Annotated in this window: 22 protein-coding genes, 2 tRNA genes and 1 pseudogene; 9 read left to right on the top strand and 16 right to left on the bottom strand. The window is 58.2% G+C overall.

The window, feature by feature from the left end; all coding sequences use genetic code 11:
* Window positions 1–32: 32 nt before the first annotated feature.
* The 12 genes from tolB to ACCD02_RS11885 form a co-directional block, all read right to left on the bottom strand.
* Window positions 33–1,283: a Tol-Pal system beta propeller repeat protein TolB gene (tolB, locus tag ACCD02_RS11940; protein WP_413301859.1), complete on the bottom strand. Its 1,251-nt coding sequence runs from the start codon at window positions 1,281–1,283 to the stop codon at window positions 33–35.
* 47 nt (window positions 1,284–1,330) lie between these two features.
* On the bottom strand, window positions 1,331–2,428 hold the full coding sequence (tolA, locus tag ACCD02_RS11935) for a cell envelope integrity protein TolA (protein WP_413301590.1): 1,098 nt from the start codon (window positions 2,426–2,428) through the stop codon (window positions 1,331–1,333).
* Entirely contained in the window at window positions 2,428–2,883 is a 456-nt protein-coding gene (gene tolR, locus ACCD02_RS11930) for a protein TolR (protein ID WP_259109948.1), read from the bottom strand. The genes tolA and tolR overlap by 1 nt, the downstream gene beginning before the upstream one ends.
* A 23-nt stretch (window positions 2,884–2,906) precedes the next feature.
* A complete protein-coding gene (gene tolQ, locus ACCD02_RS11925; protein WP_259109698.1) occupies window positions 2,907–3,602 on the bottom strand; it encodes a protein TolQ in 696 nt (231 codons plus the stop codon).
* Window positions 3,592–4,059: a tol-pal system-associated acyl-CoA thioesterase gene (gene ybgC, locus ACCD02_RS11920; protein WP_413301587.1), complete on the bottom strand. Its 468-nt coding sequence runs from the start codon at window positions 4,057–4,059 to the stop codon at window positions 3,592–3,594. Before ybgC ends, tolQ begins: the two co-directional genes overlap by 11 nt.
* Before the next feature lie 137 nt (window positions 4,060–4,196).
* Window positions 4,197–5,255, bottom strand: a complete 1,059-nt coding sequence (gene ruvB / locus ACCD02_RS11915) for a Holliday junction branch migration DNA helicase RuvB (protein WP_413301585.1) — start codon at window positions 5,253–5,255, stop codon at window positions 4,197–4,199.
* A complete protein-coding gene (gene ruvA / locus ACCD02_RS11910) occupies window positions 5,256–5,864 on the bottom strand; it encodes a Holliday junction branch migration protein RuvA (RefSeq protein ID WP_259109706.1) in 609 nt (202 codons plus the stop codon). It lies immediately after the preceding gene.
* A gap of 65 nt (window positions 5,865–5,929) precedes the next feature.
* Window positions 5,930–6,454 (bottom strand): crossover junction endodeoxyribonuclease RuvC, encoded by a 525-nt coding sequence (gene ruvC / locus ACCD02_RS11905; protein WP_413301583.1) that lies wholly within the window; start codon window positions 6,452–6,454, stop codon window positions 5,930–5,932.
* 134 nt (window positions 6,455–6,588) lie between these two features.
* On the bottom strand, window positions 6,589–7,335 hold the full coding sequence (locus tag ACCD02_RS11900; RefSeq protein ID WP_413301581.1) for a YebC/PmpR family DNA-binding transcriptional regulator: 747 nt from the start codon (window positions 7,333–7,335) through the stop codon (window positions 6,589–6,591).
* A 148-nt stretch (window positions 7,336–7,483) separates the two neighbouring features.
* Window positions 7,484–9,262, bottom strand: coding sequence for an aspartate--tRNA ligase (aspS, locus tag ACCD02_RS11895; protein ID WP_413301579.1), 1,779 nt, complete (start codon window positions 9,260–9,262; stop codon window positions 7,484–7,486).
* A 302-nt stretch (window positions 9,263–9,564) separates the two neighbouring features.
* Window positions 9,565–9,912, bottom strand: a complete 348-nt coding sequence (locus ACCD02_RS11890) for a ribbon-helix-helix domain-containing protein (protein WP_413301577.1) — start codon at window positions 9,910–9,912, stop codon at window positions 9,565–9,567.
* 376 nt (window positions 9,913–10,288) lie between these two features.
* Entirely contained in the window at window positions 10,289–10,762 is a 474-nt protein-coding gene (locus ACCD02_RS11885) for a Dps family protein (RefSeq protein ID WP_259109721.1), read from the bottom strand.
* 432 nt (window positions 10,763–11,194) lie between these two features.
* Between ACCD02_RS11885 and ACCD02_RS11880 the strand changes: the two are divergent.
* Both ACCD02_RS11880 and ACCD02_RS11875 read left to right on the top strand, forming a co-directional pair.
* A pseudogene (locus tag ACCD02_RS11880) lies at window positions 11,195–11,518 on the top strand (cold shock domain-containing protein membrane protein); the annotation flags it as partial.
* 84 nt (window positions 11,519–11,602) lie between these two features.
* Entirely contained in the window at window positions 11,603–11,800 is a 198-nt protein-coding gene (locus ACCD02_RS11875) for a cold shock domain-containing protein (protein WP_238591726.1), read from the top strand.
* 71 nt (window positions 11,801–11,871) lie between these two features.
* Here ACCD02_RS11875 and ACCD02_RS11870 read toward each other — a convergent pair whose 3' ends face one another.
* The gene (locus ACCD02_RS11870; RefSeq protein ID WP_413301575.1) at window positions 11,872–12,078 is read right to left on the bottom strand and encodes a SlyX family protein; all 207 of its coding nucleotides are present in this window, start codon (window positions 12,076–12,078) and stop codon (window positions 11,872–11,874) included.
* Between the two features lie 5 nt (window positions 12,079–12,083).
* Entirely contained in the window at window positions 12,084–12,506 is a 423-nt protein-coding gene (locus ACCD02_RS11865) for an HIT domain-containing protein (RefSeq protein ID WP_413301573.1), read from the bottom strand.
* Window positions 12,507–13,433: 927 nt separating this feature from the next.
* Here ACCD02_RS11865 and ACCD02_RS11860 point away from each other — a divergent pair.
* The 3 genes from ACCD02_RS11860 (at window position 13,434) to ACCD02_RS11850 (ending at window position 17,672) form a co-directional block, all read left to right on the top strand.
* On the top strand, window positions 13,434–14,762 hold the full coding sequence (locus tag ACCD02_RS11860; RefSeq protein WP_413301571.1) for an OprD family porin: 1,329 nt from the start codon (window positions 13,434–13,436) through the stop codon (window positions 14,760–14,762).
* A gap of 158 nt (window positions 14,763–14,920) precedes the next feature.
* On the top strand, window positions 14,921–16,636 hold the full coding sequence (locus ACCD02_RS11855) for a proline--tRNA ligase (protein ID WP_413301569.1): 1,716 nt from the start codon (window positions 14,921–14,923) through the stop codon (window positions 16,634–16,636).
* An 88-nt stretch (window positions 16,637–16,724) separates the two neighbouring features.
* The gene (locus ACCD02_RS11850; protein WP_413301567.1) at window positions 16,725–17,672 is read left to right on the top strand and encodes a hypothetical protein; all 948 of its coding nucleotides are present in this window, start codon (window positions 16,725–16,727) and stop codon (window positions 17,670–17,672) included.
* A gap of 90 nt (window positions 17,673–17,762) precedes the next feature.
* Here the strand turns inward: ACCD02_RS11850 and dinB are convergent, their stop codons facing one another.
* A complete protein-coding gene (gene dinB, locus ACCD02_RS11845) occupies window positions 17,763–18,824 on the bottom strand; it encodes a DNA polymerase IV (protein ID WP_413301854.1) in 1,062 nt (353 codons plus the stop codon).
* A gap of 237 nt (window positions 18,825–19,061) precedes the next feature.
* Between dinB and ACCD02_RS11840 the strand changes: the two genes are divergently transcribed.
* The 4 genes from ACCD02_RS11840 to ACCD02_RS11825 all read left to right on the top strand — a co-directional run bounded on the left by ACCD02_RS11840 (window position 19,062) and on the right by ACCD02_RS11825 (window position 23,886).
* A tRNA-Met gene (locus tag ACCD02_RS11840) sits at window positions 19,062–19,138 on the top strand.
* Between the two features lie 324 nt (window positions 19,139–19,462).
* Window positions 19,463–19,539 (top strand) — tRNA-Met (locus ACCD02_RS11835).
* A 340-nt stretch (window positions 19,540–19,879) separates the two neighbouring features.
* On the top strand, window positions 19,880–22,525 hold the full coding sequence (gene mprF, locus ACCD02_RS11830) for a bifunctional lysylphosphatidylglycerol flippase/synthetase MprF (RefSeq protein WP_413301565.1): 2,646 nt from the start codon (window positions 19,880–19,882) through the stop codon (window positions 22,523–22,525).
* Window positions 22,525–23,886: a virulence factor family protein gene (locus ACCD02_RS11825; protein ID WP_413301563.1), complete on the top strand. Its 1,362-nt coding sequence runs from the start codon at window positions 22,525–22,527 to the stop codon at window positions 23,884–23,886. Before mprF ends, ACCD02_RS11825 begins: the two co-directional genes overlap by 1 nt.
* Before the next feature lie 147 nt (window positions 23,887–24,033).
* Here the strand turns inward: ACCD02_RS11825 and ACCD02_RS11820 are convergent, their stop codons facing one another.
* On the bottom strand, window positions 24,034–25,932 hold the full coding sequence (locus ACCD02_RS11820) for a potassium transporter Kup (RefSeq protein ID WP_413301562.1): 1,899 nt from the start codon (window positions 25,930–25,932) through the stop codon (window positions 24,034–24,036).
* Window positions 25,933–26,122: the final 190 nt, after the last annotated feature.

Genomic DNA, 26,122 nt, shown 5'->3' with positions numbered 1-26,122 from the left:
AGTGTGTTAAGCAAAATCGTGCAGCCGCCGCGTCAGTTCAGATAAGGGGACCAGGATGGTTCTCTGACTTCGCCTTGAGCGGTAGGAAGTGGAACTCTAACGCGCCCATTAATGGACACGAGCATCAAGACTCCCCGGCCTTGCTGGCGGGTGGCGTAGATTACCATGGTGCCGTTGGGCGCGACAGTAGGCGACTCATCAAGGTTGCTATCTGTGAGGATTTTAACGCTACCGCGCGCCATATCCTGCACTGCGACCTTGAAATTAGTGAAGCCGTCCTGACGGTGGATCATTACCAGCGTCTTTTCATCCGCTGACAATTTCGGGTTGGCATTGTAGTTGCCGATGAACGTCACGCGCTCGGCACCACCGCCATTGATATTGGTCCTGTAGATCTGCGGCTTGCCGCCACGGTCCGAGGTAAAGTAGATCGTAGAGCCGTCCTTGCCGAAGAAAGGTTCAGTGTCGATCGACGAGTCGTTGGTGACGCGGGTGATCGCACGCGAGCCCAGATCCATCACGTAGATTTCCGGGTTACCGTCTTTGGACAGGACAAACGCCAGTTTGTTGCCATCAGGCGACCAGGCTGGCGCACCGTTCAGGCCTTCGAAATTGGTGATCTGTTCGCGACGACCGGTATCGATATGCTGGACGAAGATGCGCGGACGCTTCTGCTCGAACGACACATAGGCGATGCGCTTGCCATCCGGGGCGAAGCGTGGCGACAGAATCGGCTCGCGGGACTGAAGCAGGGTCACCGCACGGGCGCCGTCGTAGTCCGAACGCTGCAGGGTGTAACGGGTATTGGCTTCGGAGAAGCGCTCAGCCGTGACGTACAGCATGCGGGTGGAGAACGCGCCCTTGATGCCGGTCAGCTTCTGGAACGACTGGTCGGCAATATAGTGGGCCATGTCACGCAACTGATCGTTGGTCCCCGACACGTTGCCGGCCATCACCTGCTGTTCGGTGGCGACGTTGAACAGCGCATAGTTCACCTGCAGACGACCGCCTGCCGGAACGATGCTTCCCACCATTACGTATTGCGCACCAAGGGCTTTCCAGTCGCGGAAAATGACTTCGCTGGCCTGGGTCGGCAGGCTGATCATGTTCTGCTTTGGAATCGGCGAGTAGTAACCCGAGTTGTACAGGTCATTACTGACGATGGCCGCCATATCTTCCGGCAGCACGGTGCCGCCCTGCCAGCCAAACGGCACGACAGCGATTGGCGTGGCTCGGTCACTGCCGCTGGTGACCATAATGTTCTTTTCCTCTGCATTGACCATTGCCGATGCAAAGCAGAGAACGACAAGCAGTCCTCGAAGAAGGTTAATCACAAGGCTAAATCCTCAGGTGTGAATGTCATCTTGAATGAACGATAAGGTGCGAAATCCGAAGGTTTCAACCCTTGCATCTCTGTCAGACGCCCAATGTTCTTGACCGCCGCCACAGCCGAGCTGTCGAACGGACCGTCACCACTGGACTTGGACACGCTGACCGAAGTCACAGTGCCATCAGGCAACATGGCGATTTGCAGGACCACTGTCATACCCTTGCGGGCAGACGGTGGACGCGCCCAACCTTCAGCCGCTCGCGAGCGGATCAGGTCATCGAAGTTACCTGCCGTTTCGTCACCCTGCTCATCTGCCAGGGCCTGTTGACGTTGCGGTTTGTCGGACAATAGATCAGCCAGAGCCTGTGCCTTCTTGTCTTCGTTGGCCTTGCGCGCCGCTTCCTGCGCCTTCTTGGCCGAATCGGCAGCCGCTTTTTTCTTCGCGTCTTCCGCTGCTTTCTTCTTGGCGTCCTCGGTTGCCTTTTTCTTGGCGTCTTCGGCTGCCGCTTTTTTCGCGTCCTCTGCAGCCTGTCGCTTGGCTTCCTCGGCGGCTGCTTTCTTGGCGTCTTCCTCGGCTTTTTTCTTCGCCTCGTCTTCAGCCTTCTTCTTGGCTATATCAGCCAATTGTTTCTCTTCTGCCTTTTTGGCGGCATCAGCGGCTTTCTTGGCTTCATCCGCTTTTTTCGCGTCATCGGCCTTCTTCGCCTCTTCCGCCTTCTGCTCGGCCTTCTTGGCGTCGTCAGCGGCTTTCTGTTCTTCGGCTTTTTGAGCAGCCTCTTCTTTCTTTTGTTCCGCAGCCTTTACAGCTTCCTGCTTCTGCTGCTCGATTTTCTTCTGCTCCAACTGCTCGACTTCAGTCTGTCGCGCAGCGGCTTTTTTTGCCTCGCCGGCAATCTTCTGGTTGGTCTGGTTGGTTGCCTGGCTCTTGGACTTGAGCTGGTACAACGTGGCCTGGACAATGGGCTTGGCTTCCGGCAGCTCGGGCGTCATGGCAAAACTGACGAAGAGCAGGCCGAAAATCAGGATGTGCAGGGCCACTGCCCAGACTGTAGGCCAGAAGTAGCTTTCCGAGGCGGACGGCTCTCGAATTGGCTGCATCAGGGGGCCTCAGTAATCAAACCAACATTCCCGACCCCTGCTTTCTGCAGTCCGCCCATCGTGCCCATAACCGAGCCGTAATCAACGGATTTGTCGCCACGGATGAACACCTGGGTCTGCTTGCCTGCTTCACGGCCGGCAGCGATGATTTTGGTCACCGCGTCGGTCAGCTGCGGCAAGGTCATCGCCTTGTCCATCTGCTTGTCGGTATCGACTTCACTGCCAAGGTTCCAGTAGTAGGTCTTGTCAGCCTTGATCGAAATGGTCAGGACCTGGTTGTTGTTGTCCTGCGGCAAAGCCTCGCTGGAGACTTTCGGCAGGTCGACTTTCACGCCCTGGTTGATCATGGGAGCCGTGACCATGAAAATGACCAGCAGTACCAACATCACGTCGATGTAGGGCACTACGTTCATTTCCGCAGTTGGCTTGCGTTTGGTGCGACGACCGCGAGCGATTAAAGCCATTAGGAATTACCTGCTCATTCTTCGCTGGTATGCACTTTACGGTGCAGGATGGCCTGGAACTCGTCGGCAAAGGTGTAGTAACGACTGATCAGGGTTTCGCCACGAGCGGCAAAGCGGTTGTAGGCGATGACCGCAGGAATCGCTGCGAACAGGCCGATTGCAGTCGCAATCAGTGCCTCGGCGATACCCGGTGCAACGGTAGCCAGCGTGGCCTGTTGCGCCGTGGCCAGACCGCGGAAGGAGTTCATGATGCCCCAGACCGTACCGAACAGGCCGACATAAGGACTGGTCGAACCGACGGTGGCGAGGAATGGCAGGCTCTGCTCGAGCTTCTCTTCTTCACGGGAGATGGCAACGCGCATGGCACGGGCCACACCTTCCATTACCGCATCCGGATCGACACCCGGTTGCTGGCGCAGGCGCGAGAATTCCTTGAAGCCGGCACGGAAGATCTGCTCCACGCCCGAATCAGGATCAGGGTTGCTGCCTGCCTGACGGTACAGCTTGGACAGATCGATACCCGACCAGAAACGCTCCTCGAAGCTGTCCAGGGCACGTCGACCGGCGCGCAACAGGCTGCTGCGCTGAAAAATCATGATCCATGAAGTGACTGAGGCAGCCACCAGAATCAGCATTACCAACTGAACGACCACGCTGGCATTGCTGACCAAACTCCACATGGAGGTATGGTCGACGACGTTAGCTTCCACGCTTTATCTCCTGCTCTAAATGTGTACCCGCGCCACCCTGGTCGGCAAAGGCCGTACGCAAGGCTTCGGGAATGGCCCGGGGCTTCAAACTATCGGCGCGCACACACGCCACCAAAAACTGCCCTTCACAGAGCAGTACATCATCCGTTGCCCGCCTGACCTGTTGACGAAATCGCAGGCTGGCACGGTTCAATTCGATCACTTCGGCACTGACCAGCAGTTCGTCATCCAGCCTTGCCGGCTGGTGATAACGCGCCTCGCTGGAATGCACGACAAATAACAGGCCCTCCTGCGCCATCGAGGATTGGGCAAATCCCAATTCCCGCAGCCGCTCGGTTCGAGCCCGCTCCATGAATTTCAAATAATTGACGTAGTAGACGATGCCGCCGGCATCGGTGTCTTCGTAATAAACGCGACAGCGATGCTCGAACGACTGACCCCCGTTTTGCGCGCGCATACTCTAGTGCTTACTCCTCAGGTTGCCAATCCGCCCAGGCAACTGTTTTTCATCGTTTTGCAGGTTTATGCCTGCAAGACAGGCGCGTCAGGCAGTCTGACCACGCAAACGCCGAATAAATCAGCGATTTTTCAGTTTTAATCGTCGGCTTCCTCGACAAAATTCGAGGAAGCTGGCATTTCGCCCATACGCGCCGGAACATTCAAGCCGAAATGCAGGTAGGCATGCCGGGTCACGACCCGACCGCGCGGTGTGCGCATGATATAGCCTTGCTGGATCAAATAGGGTTCCAGCACATCTTCAATGGTATGCCGCTCCTCACTGATGGCCGCGGCCAGACTGTCCACCCCTACCGGGCCACCGTCAAACTTCTCGATCATGGTCAGCAGCAGGCGCCGGTCCTGATGATCGAAACCGTGCTCATCCACATCCAGCAGGTTCAGGGCCTGGTCGGCGATCGCCCGGGAGATATGGCCGGTACCGCGTACCTGAGCGAAATCCCGCACCCGACGCAGCAGGCGGTTGGCGATACGTGGCGTCCCACGGGCACGTCGGGCGATTTCAAAGGCGCCTTCAGGCTCGATGGGCAGGCCGAGAATGCCGCCGGAACGCATGACGATAGTGGTCAGGTCATCGATATTGTAGAACTCCAGACGCTGAACAATCCCGAAACGATCACGCAATGGGTTGGTCAGCATGCCCGCCCGGGTCGTCGCCCCTACCAGGGTAAATGGCGGCAGATCGAGCTTGATCGAGCGGGCCGCCGGGCCTTCGCCGATCATGATGTCGAGCTGGAAGTCTTCCATCGCCGGGTACAGTACTTCTTCGACGATGGGAGACAGGCGGTGGATTTCGTCGATAAACAGTACGTCATGAGGCTCAAGGTTGGTGAGGATCGCTGCCAGGTCACCCGGCCGTTCCAGTACCGGGCCCGACGTGCTCTTGATCGAGACGTTCATTTCCTGGGCGATGATGTTGGCCAGGGTGGTCTTGCCCAGCCCGGGCGGGCCGAAGATCAGGGTGTGGTCCAGTGCCTCGTTGCGACCCCGGGCAGCCTGGATGAACAACTCCATCTGCTCGCGCACGGTGGGCTGGCCGATATAGTCAGCCAGGCTCAACGGGCGAATCGCGCGGTCCAGTTGTTCGTCACGGTCCCGGCCACCGGTGGCGGTTATCAGGCGGTCAGCGTCAATCACTTAAGCCATTCCCTTCAAGGCACGTCGAATCAAATCAGCACTGCTCAAATCTTTTTCCTTGATGGCGGAAACCGCCTTGCTCGCTTCCTGAGGCTTGTAACCCAGGGAAATCAGCGCGCTGACCGCATCGGACTCGGCCGACGCCACAGGTTCAGGCGCATTGGGGCCAGGGGAAACCAGAGTAAAGGTACCCGGCATGGTTTCCCAGGCCTTGAAACGGTCCTTGAGCTCGACCAGCAAGCGCTCGGCAGTCTTCTTGCCGACTCCCGGAATCCGCGTCAGGGCCGAGGTGTCCTGGGCCTGGACGCAGCGCACCAGTTCATCGACCTCAAGCCCCGACATCAAGGCCAGGGCCAGCTTGGGGCCGACACCATTGAGGCGAATCAGCTCGCGAAACAGCTCGCGCTCGCGCTTTTCGGCAAAACCGTAAAGCAGGTGAGCATCTTCACGCACCACCAGATGGGTGTGCAGGGTCACCGGCTCGCCCACGTGGGGCAAACGATAAAGGGTCGTCATCGGCACTTCCAGCTCATAGCCGACGCCATTTACATCCAGTACCAAATGCGGCGGCTGTTTCTCAGCCAGAAAACCGCGCAGGCGTCCAATCACTTAACAGATCCTTTCATTTGCACGCTCATTGACACGAGCGGCGCTAAAGAGTGCCCAGGCTGCCATCAGAGCCGCAGACGGCCGCCGCGGCTGCGCGCAGTCGACAGGCCATGGGGAATCAGGCTGGAACGGGTGTGAGCATGACACAGGGCGATCGCCAGGGCATCGGAAGCATCGATCTGCGGTTTCTGGGTCAGCTTGAGCAAGTGCATCACCATCATCATTACCTGCTCCTTGTTGGCGCCGCCAGTACCCGCCACCGCCTGCTTGACCTGGGTCGCGGTGTACTCGGCGATTTCCAGCGCTTCCTCGGCCCCGGCCACGATCGCCGCCCCCCGAGCCTGCCCCAGTTTGAGGGCGGAGTCGGCATTGCGCGCCATAAACACCTTCTCGATGCCCATGGTCACTGGCCCGTAGGTCTGGATCACCTCGCGTACCCCCCGATAGACAATCTGCAGACGCTCGTGCAACTCGCCGCTACCGGTGCGAATGCACCCGGATGCCACGTAGACACAGCCGCGACCGGTATCGCGAACCACACCATAGCCGGTGATCCGCGAACCGGGGTCGATACCAAGAATAAGAGTCATAGCGCCTGCTGCATTGAGAGGTCCCGCTTACCGGTGAGCCAAGCATAAAGGCAGAAGCCGGAGGTCGATAGCGGCCTGAACATCACCACTTCGCCACTCCGGCCTCTACTGTGTACTGCTTTATTGACGATGGCTCAGCCAAGCTGCTCCATCACATCGTCTGGAATATCGGCATTGGAATAGACGTTCTGTACGTCATCCAGGTCTTCGAGCATATCGATCAGCTTGATGACTTTTTCCGCGCCCTCCAGATCAAGGGTGGCGCTGGTGGTCGGCAGCATGACTATTTCTGCGTCCGCAGCCTTGAAACCGGCGGCTTCCAGGGCGTTGCGCACAGCGTAGAACCCGGCAAACGAGGTGAAGACGTCGATCGAGCCATCTTCATGGCTGACCACATCGTCGGCATCGGCTTCCATGGCCGCTTCCATCAACGCATCCTCATCGACGCCCGGAGCGAAGGAAATCTGCCCCTTGCGATCGAACAGATAGGCGACAGAACCGTCAGTGCCCAGGTTGCCACCACATTTGGTAAAGGCATGACGCACGGCGGCGGCGGTACGGTTGCGGTTGTCGGTCATGGTCTCGACCATGATCGCCACGCCGCCCGGGCCGTAACCCTCGTATCCCAGCTCTTCGACATCGTTACCATCATCGGCGCCGACACCCCGGGCAACCGCCCGATCGATGGTGTCACGGGTCATGTTCGCGCTCAGGGCCTTGTCCAGCGCCAGACGCAGGCGCGGGTTGGAGCCCGGATCACCGCCACCCTGACGGGCAGCGACGGTGAGCTCACGAATCCACTTGGTGAATATCTTGCCTTTCTTGGCATCCTGACGCTCTTTGCGGTGCTTGATGTTCGCCCACTTAGAATGACCTGCCATATCTCGCTCCGAATTCTGCTTGAAACACGCTAACCCCCTGCCTTGCACAACCCTGGCAAGAGGCTTCAACTCAATCGGGCACCCCTGTATGGGTGCAATCAGGCCGCACGGTCACATCGACGGATACGACGGTGCGGCCCGAGAGGTCTTACTCAGCCGCTTTCGGCTGTTCGCGCAAGCGAATGTGAAGCTCACGCAGGGCCTTGGCATCGACAACACCTGGAGCCTGGGTCATGACATCGGCGGCACTCTGGGTTTTCGGGAAGGCAATGACTTCACGAATAGACTGGGCGCCGGTCATCAGCATCACCAGACGATCCAGACCGAAGGCCAGGCCGCCATGGGGCGGAGCACCGTACTTCAGGGCGTCGAGCAGGAAACCGAACTTCTCCTGCTGCTCGTCTTCGGCGATACCCAACAGACGGAAGACCGCCTGCTGCATGTCCTTGCGATGGATACGGATCGAACCGCCACCCAGCTCGGTGCCGTTGAGGACCATGTCGTAGGCACGGGACAGCGCCGTTGCCGGGTTGGCTTCCAGCTCTTCAGGGGTGCACTTGGGTGCCGTGAAGGGGTGGTGCAGCGCGGTGAAGCTGCCGTCGTCGTTCTCTTCGAACATCGGGAAGTCGACGACCCACATCGGGGCCCACTCGCAGGTGTGCAGTTTCAGGTCGTTGCCGATCTTGATACGCAGTGCGCCCAGCGCTTCGCTGACGACTTTGAATTTGTCGGCACCGAAGAACACGATATCGCCATCGACGGCGCCAACGCGATCCAGGATGACCTTGAGGTTGTCTTCCGGGATGAACTTGACGATCGGCGATTGCAGACCCTCGACACCCTTGGCGCGCTCGTTGACCTTGATGTACGCCAGGCCCTTGGCACCGTAGATGCTGACGAACTTGGTGTAGTCGTCGATCTGGCTGCGCGGCATGCTGGCCGCACCCGGCACACGCAGGGCGGCGACACGGCCTTTCGGATCGTTGGCCGGGCCGCTGAACACCTTGAACTCGACACCGGTCAACTGATCGGCAACGTCGACCAGTTCCAGCGGGTTACGCAGGTCCGGCTTGTCGGAACCGTAGCGGCGCATGGCTTCTTCGAAGGTCATGTGCGGGAACTCGCCGAACTCCAGGTCCAGCACTTCCTTGAACAGCTTGCGAACCATCTTCTCGGTCAAGCCGATGATGTCTTCTTCGTTGAGGAAGCTGGTCTCGATGTCGATCTGGGTGAATTCCGGCTGGCGGTCGGCACGCAGGTCTTCGTCGCGGAAGCATTTGGCAATCTGGTAGTAACGATCGAAGCCGGCCACCATCAGCAGCTGCTTGAACAGCTGTGGCGATTGCGGCAGGGCGAAGAAGCTGCCCGGGTGTGTGCGGCTCGGAACCAGGTAATCACGGGCGCCTTCGGGCGTCGCGCGGGTCAGGATAGGCGTTTCCACATCGAGGAAGCCGTTCTCGTCCAGGTAGCCACGGATGCTGCTGGTGATACGCGAACGCAAGCGCAGCTTCTCGGCCATTTCCGGACGACGCAAGTCGATGAAGCGATAGCGCAGCCGGGTTTCTTCGCCGACATCGGAATATTCGTTCAGCGGGAATGGCGGGGTTTCCGACTCATTCAGCACTTCCAGGTCATAACCCAGGACTTCGATGGCACCCGAAGCCATGTTCGCGTTGATCGCGCCGGCCGGACGGGCACGTACTTTACCGGTGATCTTGACGACGTACTCGCCGCGCACGCGGTCGGCAGCCGCGAATGTGTCGGCACGATCCGGATCGAAAACCACCTGAGCCAGGCCTTCACGATCACGGATATCAAGGAAAATGACTCCCCCGTGGTCACGACGGCGGTGGACCCATCCGCAAAGGGTAATTTCCTGACCTTCCAGGCTCTCGTTCAGTTGGCCGCAATAATGGCTGCGCATCATGATGGTGTTCGCTTCTCGTCATTCGAAATTCGGTGGGGCTTTCACTCTTGACCAGCACTCGATGGTGCAGAAGTACTGGGACGCGGCCCAAGCCGGTTGAGGATCACCTTCGGCCCTGTTCGCGCTGAGTCCTGCCCCGCTCGGCAAGGCGGGGGATTATATAGGGTTAATCGAGCCTGTGCAGCCGCATGAACCGATTGGAATACGATAAGTTGCCCGCGCCCGTGTACCGGTCTTTATCCGGCAGGGGGCGCGGACCGTGCAGGCCCGCGTGATGCGAGCCGGCGAGAAAGAGTGGTGGTTCAGGCCGGTGCTTGGTGCAGATCCAACTGATCATCCTTCAACAGATGCGCCACGCACACGACCCTGATCAGGCCGCTGAAGTTTTTCACCCCGCCGTAACGCAGATGTACTTCCCTATCGATGTAGGAAAGTACCGCATTAACTGAACAACTATTTGAATTGGCGATAGCCGAAAGAATGTTCCAGTACACCTGTTCCAGACGCAGACAAGTGGCCAGACCATTAAGCCGTACCGACTTTGAGTGCGGTTGCGCAAGATGCATGTTGAAATCTTCGACAAACGGATCATCGTTGATCAATGTCTGTCGCGCCAAGTCCTTGAAGTCACGTTCGACTCCTCGTGCCATGATGCTATTCCTCTTGTAAGAATCAATTCGGGCAATAAGTAGAAATATTTGAAAATAAATAAAAGCAGTGCCTATCAAGCCCGAATATTCTTTTAACTTCCAGCAGCATACATACACCGATCTTGTAGGACTTCACCACAACACCCGGAGGAATGGCGACGCATTTAAAAACCGAGAACAAAGAGACACAAAAAAAGGTGTTTAATATTTACATACAGGCCAGCCAATCCCACGGACACCGTCGCACCATGCCGGCCCGCCGCGCACCACGGTAGCTACAGGAGCACCGCCAGATCGTGAAAAGAGAAAAGGACTACTTCAAGAAACGAATGCAGCGACAGACGAGTGACACTGGATGTGTCACTCGCCTAAACTTTTACTTGGGCTCGAGCATCGAACGCAACATCCATGCAGTTTTTTCATGAACCTGCATACGCTGAGTCAACAGGTCGGCCGTCGGCTCGTCACTGACCTTATCCAGCAATGGAAAAAGACTGCGCGCAGTACGGGTAACCGCTTCCTGCCCTTGAACCAGACTTCTGATCATATCTTCGGCCTTGGGCACGCCTTCTTCTTCCTTGATCGATGACAGACGGGCGTAAGTTGAATAAGTACCCGGTGCAGGGAAACCCAGGGCGCGAATACGTTCGGCAATCGAGTCAACCGCCAGAGCCAGTTCGTTATATTGCTCTTCGAACATCAGGTGCAGCGTACGAAACATCGGACCGCTGACGTTCCAGTGAAAGTTGTGCGTTTTGAGGTAAAGCACATAAGTATCCGCGAGCAAATGTGAAAGCCCGTCGACGATCGACTTGCGGTCTTCTTCGCTGATACCAATATCGATTCCCATGCGTCATCCCCTTAGTATGATGGCGTTATTCAGTTCGTTGCCGTCGCCACTGTACCAAGAGAAGCGCCCAGACGCAGCCTTGCATTGCCCTGCCCCGCTGCCCGCAGGCAGGGTACCAACTGACAGACGGCCTGCCATGTAGCCACAGGCCAAGCATCCGGCGCCTGGTGTTTCGCCAACAACCGCAGCATCTAAACGACGGCCAAGGGCACTTTTTCGCTATGCGAGCGTCTGGATATCCGCGAGCCTCGAGCGAAAGCAGCTGATTTGAGTCGCTTTCGGCTTTGCTGTTAAATAGACGATGTGATGCTACCGATGAAGTAGCCCATAGGCCGAACCGTTTCTCGTGCTGAACGCCTCAATTCTTTCAGAAGCGTACCGGGAGCAGTCGGCTATTTCCTTGTGATCCGCCTTCCATGTGAGTTAATTAAAATGTTGAAAATAGTTCACCTGCTAACGGGAGCCGCAGCCCTGCTGCTTTCCTTCATACCCGCCCTGCGTAGCGAAGCCCTGTCTTCCTACCTGGATAAACCCGACGCACTTTACCTGGCCTTCTTCGGCCTGCTTAACCTGGTACTGGCACCCGTGATCCCCTACTGGAACAGAGGTCCACGTCACCAATTGCAAAACCTGGTCAGCGCACTGCTGGTCCTGGCTGTAGTGCTGCAAACCATGACCCTGCTTGTGCCGCTGGAAAACATCGCCGGCCTGCCCGCCATTATCATGGGACTGATCGCGGCACTGATCGCCGTCGGCCTGCACCTGGCTGTGAGCTTCTACAAGTCGTCTCCTTCATCGGCCCCTCAAAGCCACGAGACAGGCCAGCGCGATACTGGCACCGTGAAATGGTTTAACACCTCCAAGGGCTTCGGCTTTATTTCCCGAGACTCCGGCGATGATATCTTCGTCCACTTTCGCGCCATTCGCGGCGAAGGTCATCGCGTATTGGTCGAGGGCCAGCGCGTGGAGTTTTCGGTCATGAACCGCGATAAGGGCCTACAGGCCGAGGACGTTATCGCCGCCTTGCCGCGCCGCTAGCCTGCCCAATAAAAAACGCGCGCCCCCTGACCAAGGGGACGCGCGTTTTTTTATGCCTGAAACGCTGCCACTCAGTAGTGCGGTGGCGGTGCTTCCTGCTCAAAGGTTTCAAACTGACTGCCCATTTCTTCCTGACGCTTGAGCAGCGCCGATATCTGCAACTGCAGCCGATCCAGCGCCCGCTGCTGGCTGACCAGTACATCGTTCAACGCCTGAATCGTGTCGTCCTGGAAGGCCAGACGGCTCTCCAGCTCGGTAACCCGTGCTTCGAGACTCATGTTCATCACTCCTCGAAACGAAAACCATCGCCCAGCGCAGCGCGCAAGCGTTCACGCACCTGCGCAACCTGCTCGGCAGTATAAGGCCTGGCCGGATGCTTGCCCCAGACCGGTGCAGGCCAGGCGCAGTCGTCGCGATGACGCACGATGACATGCATATGCAATTGGCTGACAACGTTACCCAACGCCGCCACATTCATTTTGTCGGCCTGGAATACTTCTTTGAGCGTGCGGGCCAGGTCACTGGTTTCCTGCCACAACAGGGATTGATCCTGTACATCCAGCTCGAATACTTCACTGATAGAGTCCCGACGCGGCACCAGGATGAACCATGGGTAGTTCGAGTCATTGGACAACAATAAGCGGCACAGGGCGAAGTCGCCTATGGGCAAAGTGTCTTGTTGCAACCGCGAATCCAGAACAAACACGTATGACTCCTGATCATGGGGTTAGGTTTTAAATTGTAGGACAGGGACAAGTAACCGTCGCCACTTAATACCACGCAGAATACTCGGGATTAGCCAGGACCACAGCTGAACACGAAAAACGGGCTCCACGCCCCGCGACATGACGCCGCACCAAACCAGCACGGCGACACTCTCGGCGCACCAGTTGGAGTCACAATATTCATGCTTTCGACTGACAGGATTGTTACATCTGCTGATCAGAAAATGCCCCTGATCGTCGGAAAAGGCCGAAAACCTGACGGTCATGTCATGAATCTGGAACAAAGGAGGTGTTTTCTTCTATGACAGCCCCAGATCAGGTTCCAATATCAGGCGACGGCGCGTCGCAATGCACCAAAACGACTCACTCCAGGGCGCATGACAGCGTCACTTATCCGTCATTTACCCAACCGGGCCGGTAGCAGGTAACACCCCAGATGTCGGGCCGGTAAAAAAACGATCCGGCAAGCGCGATTTATGGTTTTTTGTAAAAAAATAAATTCCTTTAAAAACAATGCGATATAGCGTAATCAGAAAGTGAAGCCGAGTTTTTTCACAAATTTTTCCCATTTCGTGGAACTTTGAGCACGGTTGTTGCTTTATCACTCACAAGGCTCGCAGCGCTCCTTGCGGAAGGAGCATCCGGTCTCTTTAACAGGAGACGGTATGCCGGGACCGTTTGCAGTTGTACGGCGCCACAGATTGCTAATGGATGCTATGCAATTGCGACATGGACAGAGCGGATTTGCGACACCGCCGTAAAGATTTTGCAAGGATAGGTTGGTAACTATCGCCACCATGGTCAGCGTGATATAAGTTTCGCCGACACAAAAAAGAAAGAGCTGTCCCAGATAAAAAAACAGGTGGGATGGCGGTAACTCTTCTTAAAAACCAAAGGAGCAAATCACGATGAGAGTGATGAAGTGGAGCGCAATCGCCCTGGCAGTAACAGCTGCTACGGCCGGCACCCAACTGGCAACGGCAGCAGCCTTCGTCAGCGACCAGTCCGAAGCCAAGGGTTTCATTGAAGGCAGCAGCCTGAACCTGAAAGCCCGTAACTACTACTACAACCGTGACAAGAAAAACGGCGCAGTAGACGACAAAGACTGGACTCAAGGCTTCTGGGGCAACTTCAGCTCCGGTTACACCCAAGGCACCGTTGGTGTTGGTGTTGAAGCGTTCGGCTATTTCGCAATTAAACTCGACGGCTCCGACAAGTACTCAGGTTCGGGCAACCTGAGCACCGACAGCCGCGGTCGTAACGAAGACAGCTTCGGCAAAGCCGGTGGCAACGTTAAGTTCCGCATCTCGAAAACCGAACTGAAAATCGGTGACATGCAGCCTACCAGCCCAGTCTTCGCAGTCGGCGGCTCCCGCATTCTGCCTCAGACTGCCAGCGGTATCAGCCTGCAGACCAGCGAACTGAAAGGCCTCGATGCTGAAGCCGGTCACTTCTACTCGGGTACCAGCCAGGACGAAACCAACCGTAACGGCACCATCTGGGCGACCTACGCGGGCGTAACGGCCAAGACTGCCGACTACGCGGGTGGCAAATATGCTATCACCGACAACCTGGGTGTAGCGTTCTACGGCGCCAAGCTGGAAGACGTCTGGAACCAGTACTACGGTAACGTGAACTACGCACTGCCGCTGACCGGTGACCAGTCCCTGGCGTTCGACTTCAACATCTATCGCACAGATGACACTGGTAGCGCCAAAGCCGGCACTATCAACAACACCGCCTACTCGGGTTCGGTTGCCTACTCCTTCCTGGCAGCACATACCCTGACCCTGGCATTCCAGAAGATCAACGGTGACACGCCGTTCGACTACATCGGTATTGGCGACAACAACCGCGGTGGCGACTCGATCTTCCTGGCCAACTCCATCCAGTACTCCGACTTCAACGCCCCTGGCGAGAAATCGTGGCAAGCTCGCTATGACCTGAACATGGCTCCGTACGGCGTTCCTGGCCTGAGCTTCATGACTCGTTACGTCAGCGGTACTGACATCGACGGCACCCACACTCCTACCAACAGTGCCTACGCTGGTCTGTATGGCAAGGATGGCAGCCACCACGAGACCAACCTGGAAGCCAAATACGTGCTCCAGAGCGGCCCGGCTAAAGACCTGTCCTTCCGCATCCGTCAAGCTTGGCACCGTGCCAACACTGACGAAGGCGAAGGCGATATCAACGAGTTCCGTCTGATTGTCGACTACCCGATCTCGATCCTGTAATCGCTGCTCAGTCTCTCGTTGCACAAGAAGCCCGGCTCATGCCGGGCTTCTTCATTTACGGGGTAAAGCCCTCGACAGGGCCCTTGCCCTGTACGGGGATAAATCATCCCCGTACAATCACCGGTCATTTCTAGTTCAGCAACCGACAACGGCCTACCATGCGTACCAGTCAATATTTGCTCGCCACACAGAAAGAAACGCCTTCCGATGCGGTCGTGGTCAGTCACCAGCTGATGCTGCGTGCCGGCATGATCCGCAAACTCGCTTCCGGCCTGTACACCTGGCTGCCCATGGGCCTGCGCGTGCTGCGCAAGGTCGAAGCCGTCGTTCGTGAAGAAATGGACGCTGCTGGGGCACTGGAAGTATTGATGCCGGGCATCCAGCCCGCCGAACTCTGGCAGGAATCGGGGCGCTGGGAACAGTACGGCCCTGAACTGATGCGCCTGACCGACCGTCATCAGCGCGACTTCTGCCTGGGCCCGACCCACGAAGAAGTAATCACCGACCTGGCTCGTAACGAGTTGAACAGCTATAAGCAGCTGCCGATCAACCTGTACCAGATCCAGACCAAATTCCGCGACGAAATCCGCCCGCGCTTCGGCCTGATGCGCGGCCGCGAATTCGTCATGAAGGACGCCTACTCCTTCCACGCCGACCATGCCTCGTTGCAGGAAACCTACGATCGCATGCATCTGGCGTATTGCAACGTATTCAGCCGCCTCGGCCTGAAGTTCCGTCCGGTTGAAGCCGACAACGGTTCAATCGGCGGCGCCGGCTCACATGAGTTCCACGTACTGGCCGAGTCCGGCGAAGACGATATCGTCTTCAGCAACGGCTCCGACTACGCGGCCAACATCGAGAAAGCCGAAGCCGTACCACGGGAAACTTCGCGTCCTGCACCGACGCAGGAGCTGACCCTGGTCGACACACCGAACGCCAAGACCATTGCCCAACTGGTCGAAGGCTACAACCTGCCGATCGAAAAGACCGTCAAGACGCTGGTGGTTCATGCGGCAGAAGAAGGCAAGCTGATCGCCCTGATCATCCGTGGCGACCATGAACTCAACGAGATCAAGGCCGCCAAGCAGGAAGGCGTTGCCAGCCCGCTGGTCATGGCCAGTGAGTCGGAACTGCGCGACGCCATCGGCGCCGGTGCCGGCTCCCTCGGCCCGCTGAACCTGCCACTGCCTTGCATCATTGACCGCTCTGTCGCGTTGATGAGCGACTTCGGCGTCGGCGCCAACATCGATGACAAGCACTACTTCGGGGTCAACTGGGAACGCGACCTGCCTGTTCCAACCGTTGCCGACCTGCGTAATGTCGTCTCCGGCGACCCAAGCCCGGACGGCAAGGGCACGCTGGAAATCAAGCGCGGCATCGAAGTCGGCCATATCTTCCAGCTGGGCACCAAGTACAGCGACGCAATGAAGTGCCAGGTACTGGGCGAGAACGGCAAGCCGGTCAACCTGTCCATGGGTTGCTATGGCATTGGCGTTTCCCGGGTTGTCGCCGCTGCCATCGAGCAGAACAGTGATGCCAACGGCATTATCTGGAATGACGCCCTGGCGCCGTTCCATATCGCCCTGGTACCCCTGCGCTACGAAACCGATGCGGTGCGCGAAGCGACGGATAAACTCTACGCAGACCTCCAGGCGGCCGGTTTCGACGTACTGCTGGATGATCGCGACAAGAAGACCAGCCCCGGCAACAAGTTTGCCGACATGGAACTGATCGGCATCCCGCACCGCATCGTGGTCAGCGACCGCGGCCTGGCCGAAGGTACCATCGAGTACAAGAGCCGTACCGCGTCCGAAGCACAGGCGCTGCCTATCGCCGAAGTACTGTCGTTCATCAAGGGTCACATCAAGCGCTGATAGCTTGATATGAAAAGGCTGGCGCACTCGTCAGATCGAGTGCGTCGGCTAACCTGAACGACACGTTTTATCCGCCTCAAGAGATCTCATGTTCAAGCGAAGCCCCCCCAGCCTCGGTGGCGCGATACTCTGCGGCACTCTGCTCATGAGCGGTTGTGCCAACCAGATGTCACAGCGCAGCGAGCACGAAGAGCGCGTCGAGCGCAAACTCACCGAGCACCGACTGCAAGTAGACATGGGCGAGCCCCAGACCCTCGAGCTGCCTCAGCGTCGCGTGCGCATCCATGAACTCAAGACGTTTGAAGTCACCGAATTCGATGTAACCCGTCACTACGACCGCTACACCCCTTATCAACCCTGGCGTGAAATCTACGAGATTCCCCTGGGCGCGGTAGCCGTGGTCGCGGGTGTCGGCGCCAATATTGCCAACGTGTTTGCCTTGGGCCACCTGCCGGACAGCATGACCAAGGATTGGCTCCATTACGGCCTGGCCGGACTGAACCCGTTCATGAACGCCCCTTCCCATGGCCGCGCACAACAGAACCTGGCTGGCATCGACGAAGTGCAGCGCGATTCGCGGATCGAAAAATCCGATCTGCCGTGGAACGAGCGCCCGGTGCTGGTCAAGGCTGGCAGCGAGACCCACGAACTGACCACGGACCGTAACGGCGTGCTGCGCCTGAATCTGCTGGACAGCCCGTTCGCCGAACAGGACCTGAACCACGTGACGCGCCTGTATGTCAGCGTCGAGGATGATCAGGACAATACCCATGGCGACGCCACCCTGCCGATCAGCAGCACCTTGCGCGGCAAGCTTTTGGAGGCTCACGCCCTGATCTACGACGACCTGGAAGACGACGAAGTCAGCCAGTGGGTACACCGGGTCAAGCGCCTTTCCGAGCTGGGACTCGAAGAACAGGCCAGCGAACTGGAGCAAAGTCTGATCGACATGACCCGCAACGACCCGCAGCTGCAACATGAACTGATCAAGTCCCTGGCCAGGGATGCCGGACGTTTGGTGGCGCTGCCGAATTAAGTCGAATAGGCGCAGACGAGTTGCGACTGCTACAAAAACACAATCGCCTGAATTGGAATGATCTCCTTGTTTGCTGCACGATGCTTGCGCCTAACGGGTAAACAACTCCAGTTGCTCGTGGGCTGCACGCAGATCATGCAGGCGCACGCCAATCCCCAACAGCCGCACCGGCTTGCCGCCCCGGGCAAAAGCCTGACTGAGCAGATGCTCATAACTGCCCAGGTCCCGCCCTGCCCCCGACTGCTCCAGGGTCGTCTGGGTAAAGTCGTGGAATTTGACTTTGACGAAGGGTTTGCCCGGCCGGTAATGATCGGCAATGCGCTCCATGCGCACTTCCAGGGTTTCCAGTAACGCCGGGAGCTTTTCCAGGCAACTCGCGAGATCAGGCAAATCCGTGTCGTACGTATTTTCCACGCTCACAGACTGACGGCGACTGTCGTTCTGCACCGGCCGCTCATCGATCCCACGCGCCAGGCTCCAGAGCCTTTCACCAAAACTGCCAAATTCCCGCACCAGCGCCAGCTTGTTCCAGCCACGCAAATCCGTGCAGTTGATAATCCCCAGTCGACCCAGCTTGTCCGCCGTGACCTTGCCGACCCCGTGCAGCTTGCTCACCGGCAACTCAGCGACAAAATCCTCGACCTGATCAGGAGTAATGACAAACAAGCCATTGGGCTTCTTCCAGTCACTGGCGATCTTGGCCAGGAACTTGTTGGGCGCGACCCCGGCGGACACGGTGATATGCAACTGGTTGGAGACCCGCCGACGAATGTCCTGGGCAATGCGTGTCGCACTGCCGGAAAAATGACTGGCATCGGAAACATCCAGATAAGCCTCGTCCAGGGACAACGGCTCGATCAGATCAGTGTAATCACGAAAGATCGTCTGGATTTCCTTTGATGCTTCTTTATAAGCATCCATGCGTGGCTTGACGATGGTCAGATCAGGACACAGCTTCAAGGCGTGTCGGGACGACATGGCCGAACGCACGCCATAGGCCCGCGCTTCGTAGTTGCAGGTCGCAATGACACCCCGGCGGTCCGCCGAGCCACCGACAGCCAGTGGCTTGGCCGCCAGACTCGGGTCGTCGCGCATCTCGATGGCTGCGTAGAAGCAGTCACAGTCGACATGAATGATTTTGCGCTGCGTCATCAAGACCATGGATATGAAGGGAATGGCCGCCAGTATCTCATTCACATGGAAATGTGCCACTTATCGCCGATCGGCAGCCTGCTGATCATCATGCTGAAACCTCCCCGACGCCCGCCTGGCAAGCCTTCACAGGCTTTATGGGCTTTTTTGTGGAGAGCTAAGCACTTGAAGAAAAAGCCTTTTTTTGAAATAAGAATTGACAGCCCGGCGTTCCTCTGTAGAATGCCGCCACACAGACGCGGGATGGAGCAGTCTGGTAGCTCGTCGGGCTCATAACCCGAAGGTCGTCGGTTCAAATCCGGCTCCCGCAACCAAACATCAAAAAAGGCTACTCGAAAGAGTGGCCTTTTTTGTTTTGCGCTGATTTTCTTCATTTCAGCGCGGACAGCGTGGAGAGGCTCTGGCAGCGAATTCATCCGCGAAAAATCTCGGTCGATGAAGATGCGTGGGCTCACCGGCCCCATTCGCGAATAAACTCGCTCACACAAATCGCTTTCAGCACGCCTCCCTTTCCCGACGAAAAACATCTTTGCAAACCGCTACTTAGCCAATGGAAACGATTCGCCGGCTTATTTTTGTCGCTTTTGCCATTAACGGTTGACAGATGCGCGTTCGGCTGTAGAATGCCGGCACACAGACGCGGGATGGAGCAGTCTGGTAGCTCGTCGGGCTCATAACCCGAAGGTCGTCGGTTCAAATCCGGCTCCCGCAACCAAACATAAAGAAAGGCTACTCGAAAGAGTGGCTTTTTTTTTGCCCGGTCGAAAGGCGGCTGAACAGCGGCGCTAAATGCTTGTCAGAGAAGGCACTTTGGCAAAGCCTGTGAAACCTGAACGCCATGCTTGTATCGTAATATTTCCAAGGGCGACAGTTTTTGCACATCCTGCCGATAATTTTTTTACCAGCAGTCACGATACTGCTCGAACGTGAAAACGTATCCGCTCCATTCGCTCGTTAGACGTTGACGCGCTAACATCTCGAAATATTCTTTGCGTAGGGATTGGTAAGTTGGCTGTATACCTCCATCCTGTCGCGCACGATCCAAGGAGTGATTGATGCGCGATAACCCGTCAGATTTCAATGAAGAAGCAGTAGCGGCGAACCCACCGATTACGTCTCCCCGTCTGCACTGGCTCGATCTGTTGAGCAAGTATCGCCAACCCATAGGGCTGGGCGTTACGCTCCTGCTGTTCGCCATCGCTCTGATCGCCTGTCGGCACATGCTGATAGAAATGGACCTGGACGCTCTGCATGATTCGCTGCTGAGCGTACCTTTGCCTTCGCTGGGAGGCGCCGTACTGGCGACTGTCATCGGATTCATCATCCTGCTGGGCTATGAAGTCTCGGCCAGTCGTTATGCCAATGTGCAATTACCGGCCAAGACGCTGGTACTGGGCGGTTTTACCGCTTTCGCCATCGGCAACGCGGTCGGCCTGTCCATGCTCTCGGGCGGTTCGGTACGTTATCGGTTGTACTCACGGCATGGCCTGGGCGCTATAGAAGTCGCCCGGATGACGCTGTTCGCCAGCCTGTCCCTGGGCAGCGCGCTGCCACCGTTGGCTGCCCTGGCCATGCTCGCCGACTTGTCCGACGCCTCCCTGGCGTTGCATATGCCGGTCGACGCGCTTGCCGCCATCGCTATTGCGGTGCTGCTGTTGGGTACCCTGGCGGCGGTCATGCTTTACCGTCGGCGCCTGCCTGAACAGACCATCCCGCACAACCTGCTGGTTCGCATCGGTCGTCGCACCCTGCGCCTGCCAAGTACGCGCCTGACCCTGATGCAACTGGTCATCACGGCGCTGGACGTTGCCGCAGCCGCCACGGTGCTGTACCTGTTGCTGCCGCAGTCGCCGCCCTTCGCCGCGTTCCTGCTGGTTTACCTGTTGGCCCTGGCTGCCGGTGTCCTCAGCCATGTGCCCGGTGGCGTGGGGGTTTTCGAAGCCATTTTGCTGGCAGCTTTCGCCAACGAACTCGGCGCCGCGCCCCTGGCCGCAGCCCTGCTGCTGTATCGCCTCATTTATGTCGTGTTGCCGCTGTTGGTGGCTTGCCTGGTCCTGCTGTTCAACGAAGCCCAGCGCCTGCTGCCGACCCGTCAGGCAATGCGTGTCGCGTCCGGCCTGGCCGCGCCGATCCTGGCGCTGCTGGTATTCCTTTCCGGCGTTGTGTTGCTGTTCTCAGGCTCCACGCCGGAAATCGACACACGTCTGGAATACGTCGGGTTCATGATCCCGCACCGCCTGATCGATGCCTCGCACTTTGTCGCCAGCCTGGTCGGTGTGCTCTGCCTGCTGCTGGCTCAGGGCCTGCGCCGCCGCCTGTCCGCGGCCTGGATGCTGACTCTGGGGCTGCTCATTGCCGGTGCCGTGCTGTCGATGCTCAAGGGCTTCGACTGGGAAGAGGCCAGCATGCTGGTGATCACCGCCTGTCTGCTGGCAGTGTTCCGCCGCTCGTTCTATCGCCCCAGCCGCCTGCTTGAACTGCCTTTCTCCGGCCTGTACCTGATGGCCAGCGTCTGCGTGGTCGGTGCTTCGATCTGGCTGCTGCTGTTCGCCTATCAGGACGTACCTTACAGCCATCAGCTGTGGTGGCAGTTCACCCTCGACGCCGATGCGCCTCGCGCTTTGCGTTCGGCACTGGGTAGCGCGGTGTTGCTGGTGATCGTGTCCCTGACGTGGCTGTTGCGCACCGCGCGCCCGGTGATCAAGCTGCCCGACGCCGCAGAACTGGCCAAGGCTGCCGAAATCGTCAAGGCTTCGGCCCAGCCTGATGGTGGCCTGGCCCTGACCGGTGACAAGGCGATCCTGCTGCATCCCAGTGGTAATGCCTTTTTGATGTACGCGCACCGTGGCCGCAGTCTGGTGGCCTTGTACGACCCGATTGGCCCGACGCAACAGCGTGCCGAACTGATCTGGCAGTTCCGCGACCTGTGCGACGTGCACCATGCCCGTCCAGTGTTCTATCAGGTTCGCGCCGAGAACCTGCCGTTTTATATGGACATCGGCCTGACTGCGATCAAGCTTGGCGAAGAAGCACGGGTTGACCTGCACCGCTTCGATATCGATGCCAAGGGCAAGGAGATGAAGGACCTGCGCTACACCTGGAACCGCGGCGGCCGTGATGGCCTGTCGCTGGAGATCCATGAGCCGGGTCAGGCCCCGCTGGAAGAGCTGAAGGTCATTTCCGACGCCTGGCTCACCGGCAAGAACGTACGCGAGAAAGGCTTCTCTCTAGGCCGTTTCAGCCCCGAGTACCTGCAATATTTCCGCGTCGCGATCATTCGTTTCGAAGGCAAGCCCGTTGCCTTCGCCAACCTGCTGGAGACCTCGCGCAAGGATCTGGCCAGTCTTGACCTGATGCGTGCGCATCCCGAGGCACCGAAGCTGACCATGGAATTCATGATGGTCGGTCTGATATTGCACTACAAACAAAACGGTTATGGACGCTTCAGTTTGGGCATGGTGCCCTTATCCGGCTTGCAGCCACGACGTGGCGCACCCCTGACTCAGCGTCTCGGCTCGATGGTCTTCCGCCGTGGCGAGCAGCTGTACAACTTCCAGGGGCTGCGCCGCTTCAAAGACAAATTCCAGCCTGACTGGGAACCTCGTTATATGGCCGTGCCGGCAGGACTCGATCCGCTCGTGGCACTGGCTGACACCGCCGCCCTGATTGCAGGCGGCCTGACTGGATTGGTGAAACGCTGATGATTCAACGCTACTGGCGATTTTTGCTTGCAGCCCTGGTTATTCTCGTAGTGGCACTGGGCTTCTGGCTGTGGAATCGCCCTGCCCCTCCAGCGGTACTGACACGCACTACCCTGTCCGACGGCTCGGCCCTGACCACGGCCACACCGGCCACCCGGGTCAAGACCCAGGTAGCCCTGGCAGTGACCGCTGATGACTTTCTCTCGGACAAACAACTGCAGGCACTGAGCAAGGACGCCTCGGCCCGGATCATTCAGGTGACTCTGCCCAAGGACAACTGCGTCCTGCAGCAAAAGACCTTCCAGGAAGCTCTGACGCAGATGCAGGGCGCGCCGGACGTGGTGGCCGGTATCGGTCCGGGTGCAACCCTGGCGTGGCGCTGGCTGGCCTCCCAGAACAATGACAAGGCTGAAGCCATTTCGGTCGGTTTCGTCATTGAGGTGCCGTCAACAGAACCGGTCAAGCCGCTGGAGCCCGATGAAGCGCCGCCGGTCATCTGCGACGTGCCCTTGCCGCAAAAGGCGCCCCATGGTCACTGGATGGTGGCCTGGAACGATCAGCCCGATGATGTCCCGGCCGCCTTCGTTCGCGACCAACCCAATGCCGACACCAGTATCAGCGACTACGACATCAAACTGCCGCAGGTGCTGAACACCGAACTGCGTCATAAACTGGTCGGCGAGAACGACAGCGGCGGCCTGGGCGTTCCGACTGTGGAAGTGCCGGTCACCGCTGGCCAGGCTTCGGACACGGTGACCCTGTTCATGTCCGGCGATGGTGGCTGGCGCGACCTGGACAAGGTGGTGGCCGGCGATATGGCGGGCATGGGCTATCCCGTGGTCGGCATCGATACCCTGCGTTACTACTGGGAACACAAGACCCCGGAACAGACCGCAGCAGACCTGACTGAACTGATGGCCCACTACCGACAAAAATGGGGCGCCAAGCGCTTTATCCTCGCGGGTTACTCCTTTGGGGCCGATGTGATGCCAGCGATCTACAATCGCCTGCCCGCAGACGATCAGAATCGCATCAGCGGCATTATCCTGCTCGCCTTCGCCCGCACCGGTAGCTTTGAGATTCATGTCGGTGGCTGGCTCGGTAGCGCAGGCAAAGAAGCCACCACTGGCGAGGAAATGGCCAAACTGCCCGCCGACAAGGTGTTGTGCGTCTACGGCCTTGAAGAGAAGGATGAAAGCGGCTGCACCGACAAGACGGCGGTGGGCCAGAAGCTGCAACTGCCCGGCGGCCATCACTTCGACGAGAACTACCCGGCACTGGCCAAGCGCCTGATCGCCGTGATCAACAAGTGGCAGGCCCAGGCGCCGGCTGCTCCGGCGCCAACCCCGGCAGCGGAGTAACACACCTTGTGGGACCGGCTTTAGCCGGGAAGGCACCGGTACATATTCATCTTGTCTTCCCGGCCAAAGCCGGTCCCACTGGAGATTCCAGCATTAAAAAAGCCCCCGCAGCTTCACAGCTACGGGGGCTTTTTGTTGGCTCGCGAACTACATCTCGACCTGGGTACCCAGCTCGATCACCCGGTTGTACGGCAGCTTGAAGAAGCGCAGGTTGCCGTTGGCGTTCTTGAGCATGAAGGCGAACAGCCCTTCGCGCCAGCGCGCCATCCCTACCAGCTTGGACGACACGATGGTCTCTCGGCTGAGGAAGTAGGTGGTACGCATCGGACTGAAATCCAGCTCATCCAGATGGCACAGCTTCAGCGCCGCCGGAACGTCCGGCTCGTCGATAAAGCCAAAGTGCAGGATCACCCGATAGAAACCCTCGCCGTAGGACTCAACCTCGAAACGCCGCTGTGCAGGCACCCGTGGCGTGTCTTCGTAGACCACCGTCAATAGCACCACCTGCTCGTGCAGCACCTGGTTATGCAGCATGTTGTGCAACAGCGCATGGGGCACAGCATCGGAACGTGCCGTGAGGAATACCGCAGTGCCCTGGGCCCGGAACGGGGGTTGCACGCGAATACTGCTGATGAAGATCGGCAGCGGCAGGCCACCTTCGGAGATCCGCTCGCTCAACAACTGTTTGCCACGCTTCCAGGTGGTCATCAGGACAAACAGCACGATACCGGCCAGCACCGGAAACGCCCCGCCCTGCACCACTTTCGGCACGTTGGCGGCGAAGAACAGGCCATCGACCAGCAAGCAGCCGAGCAACACCGGCACCGCCAGTATCGGTGGCCATTTCCACAGCATCAGCATCACCGACGACACCAGGATAGTGGTGCACAACATAGTGCCGGTTACCGCCACGCCGTAAGCCGACGCCAGGGCGCCCGAGGATTCGAAACCGAGCACCAGCAGAATCACGCCGACCATCAGCGACCAGTTCACCGCGCCAATATAGATCTGGCCCTGGGCATCACTGGAGGTGTGCTGGATGTACATGCGTGGGATATAGCCCAGCTGAATCGCTTGCAGGGTCATCGAGAACGCGCCGGAAATCACCGCCTGTGAGGCAATGATGGTGGCCAGGGTCGACAGACCGATCAGCGGCAGCAACGCCCAACTCGGCGCCAGCAGGTAGAACGGGTTGCGGATGGCTTCCGGGTCCTGCAATACCAGGGCGCCCTGACCGAAGTAGTTCAGCACCAGTGCAGGCAGCACCAGGATGAACCAGGCACGGGAAATCGGCCGGCGACCGAAGTGGCCCATGTCCGCATACAAGGCTTCGGCACCGGTCAGCGCCAAGACCACGGCGCCGAGAATCGCCACACCTATCCCTGGATGCTCGACAAAGAAACGAAAGGCCCAAAGCGGATTGACCGCATGGATCACTTCGGGTTGCTGACTGATGCCAAACACCCCCAAGGCCCCCAACACCAGGAACCAGGTGACCATGATCGGGCCAAACAACACGCCGATACGCGCGGTACCGTGGCGCTGGATCAGGAACAGCCCGACCAGCACGATCAGGGAAATCGGCACGACCCAGTGCTCCAGACCATCAAAGGCCAGTTCCATACCCTCGATCGCCGACAACACCGAGATGGCCGGGGTGATCATGCTGTCGCCGTAGAACAGCGCCGCACCAAACAGCCCGAACACCACCATGGTGGCCTGCAATTTCGGATATTTCGCCGACGCCCGCCGCGCCAGCGCCGTCAGCGCCATGATTCCGCCCTCGCCCTGGTTATCAGCGCGCAGGACGAAAGCCATGTACTTGAAGGAAACAACCCATATCAGCGACCAGAAAATCAGCGACAGGATGCCCAAAACCCCATCATGACTGACACTGACGCCGTAACCGCCGTTGAACACTTCCTTTAAGGTATACAGCGGGCTGGTGCCGATATCGCCGTAAACCACCCCCACTGCCGCGATCAGCAAACTCAATGGTTTTGCCGAATGATGTCCGGTCTCAGCCTGACTACTTGCTTGACTCATTTACCACTCCTGAAACCAAGACTCGAACTCCAAGACATGAAACGCCGCCTTGTGAGCTGCGCAATGCTGCAATCATCGCCGTTGACGCCCTGTTTTTTTGTGACACGACGTAACGCCGCGAAGCATAGCGCAGCACTCGTCGTAATTCTCTGCATAACGCTGGTCAATCGACAGTCTCGTCGCTAGAATT

The sequence above is a fragment of the Pseudomonas sp. Pseusp88 genome, from assembly GCF_047303955.1.
Classification (GTDB): domain Bacteria; phylum Pseudomonadota; class Gammaproteobacteria; order Pseudomonadales; family Pseudomonadaceae; genus Aquipseudomonas.
Note: the sequence above shows the minus strand (reverse complement) of the source record. Positions and strands in the feature narration are given on the sequence as shown.

What these genes read in the sequence shown, in the direction of transcription:
- tolB (WP_413301859.1), bottom strand. Translation starts at nt 1,283, where the DNA reads ATGGTCAATGCAGAGGAAAAGAACATTATGGTCACCAGCGGCAGTGAC.
- tolA (WP_413301590.1), bottom strand. Translation starts at nt 2,428, where the DNA reads ATGCAGCCAATTCGAGAGCCGTCCGCCTCGGAAAGCTACTTCTGGCCT.
- ybgC (WP_413301587.1), bottom strand. Translation starts at nt 4,059, where the DNA reads ATGCGCGCGCAAAACGGGGGTCAGTCGTTCGAGCATCGCTGTCGCGTT.
- ruvC (WP_413301583.1), bottom strand. Translation starts at nt 6,454, where the DNA reads ATGACTCTTATTCTTGGTATCGACCCCGGTTCGCGGATCACCGGCTAT.
- ACCD02_RS11900 (WP_413301581.1), bottom strand. Translation starts at nt 7,335, where the DNA reads ATGGCAGGTCATTCTAAGTGGGCGAACATCAAGCACCGCAAAGAGCGT.
- aspS (WP_413301579.1), bottom strand. Translation starts at nt 9,262, where the DNA reads ATGATGCGCAGCCATTATTGCGGCCAACTGAACGAGAGCCTGGAAGGT.
- ACCD02_RS11890 (WP_413301577.1), bottom strand. Translation starts at nt 9,912, where the DNA reads ATGGCACGAGGAGTCGAACGTGACTTCAAGGACTTGGCGCGACAGACA.
- ACCD02_RS11885 (WP_259109721.1), bottom strand. Translation starts at nt 10,762, where the DNA reads ATGGGAATCGATATTGGTATCAGCGAAGAAGACCGCAAGTCGATCGTC.
- ACCD02_RS11870 (WP_413301575.1), bottom strand. Translation starts at nt 12,078, where the DNA reads ATGAGTCTCGAAGCACGGGTTACCGAGCTGGAGAGCCGTCTGGCCTTC.
- ACCD02_RS11860 (WP_413301571.1), top strand. Translation starts at nt 13,434, where the DNA reads ATGAGAGTGATGAAGTGGAGCGCAATCGCCCTGGCAGTAACAGCTGCT.
- ACCD02_RS11855 (WP_413301569.1), top strand. Translation starts at nt 14,921, where the DNA reads ATGCGTACCAGTCAATATTTGCTCGCCACACAGAAAGAAACGCCTTCC.
- ACCD02_RS11850 (WP_413301567.1), top strand. Translation starts at nt 16,725, where the DNA reads ATGTTCAAGCGAAGCCCCCCCAGCCTCGGTGGCGCGATACTCTGCGGC.
- dinB (WP_413301854.1), bottom strand. Translation starts at nt 18,824, where the DNA reads ATGACGCAGCGCAAAATCATTCATGTCGACTGTGACTGCTTCTACGCA.
- mprF (WP_413301565.1), top strand. Translation starts at nt 19,880, where the DNA reads ATGCGCGATAACCCGTCAGATTTCAATGAAGAAGCAGTAGCGGCGAAC.
- ACCD02_RS11825 (WP_413301563.1), top strand. Translation starts at nt 22,525, where the DNA reads ATGATTCAACGCTACTGGCGATTTTTGCTTGCAGCCCTGGTTATTCTC.
- ACCD02_RS11820 (WP_413301562.1), bottom strand. Translation starts at nt 25,932, where the DNA reads ATGAGTCAAGCAAGTAGTCAGGCTGAGACCGGACATCATTCGGCAAAA.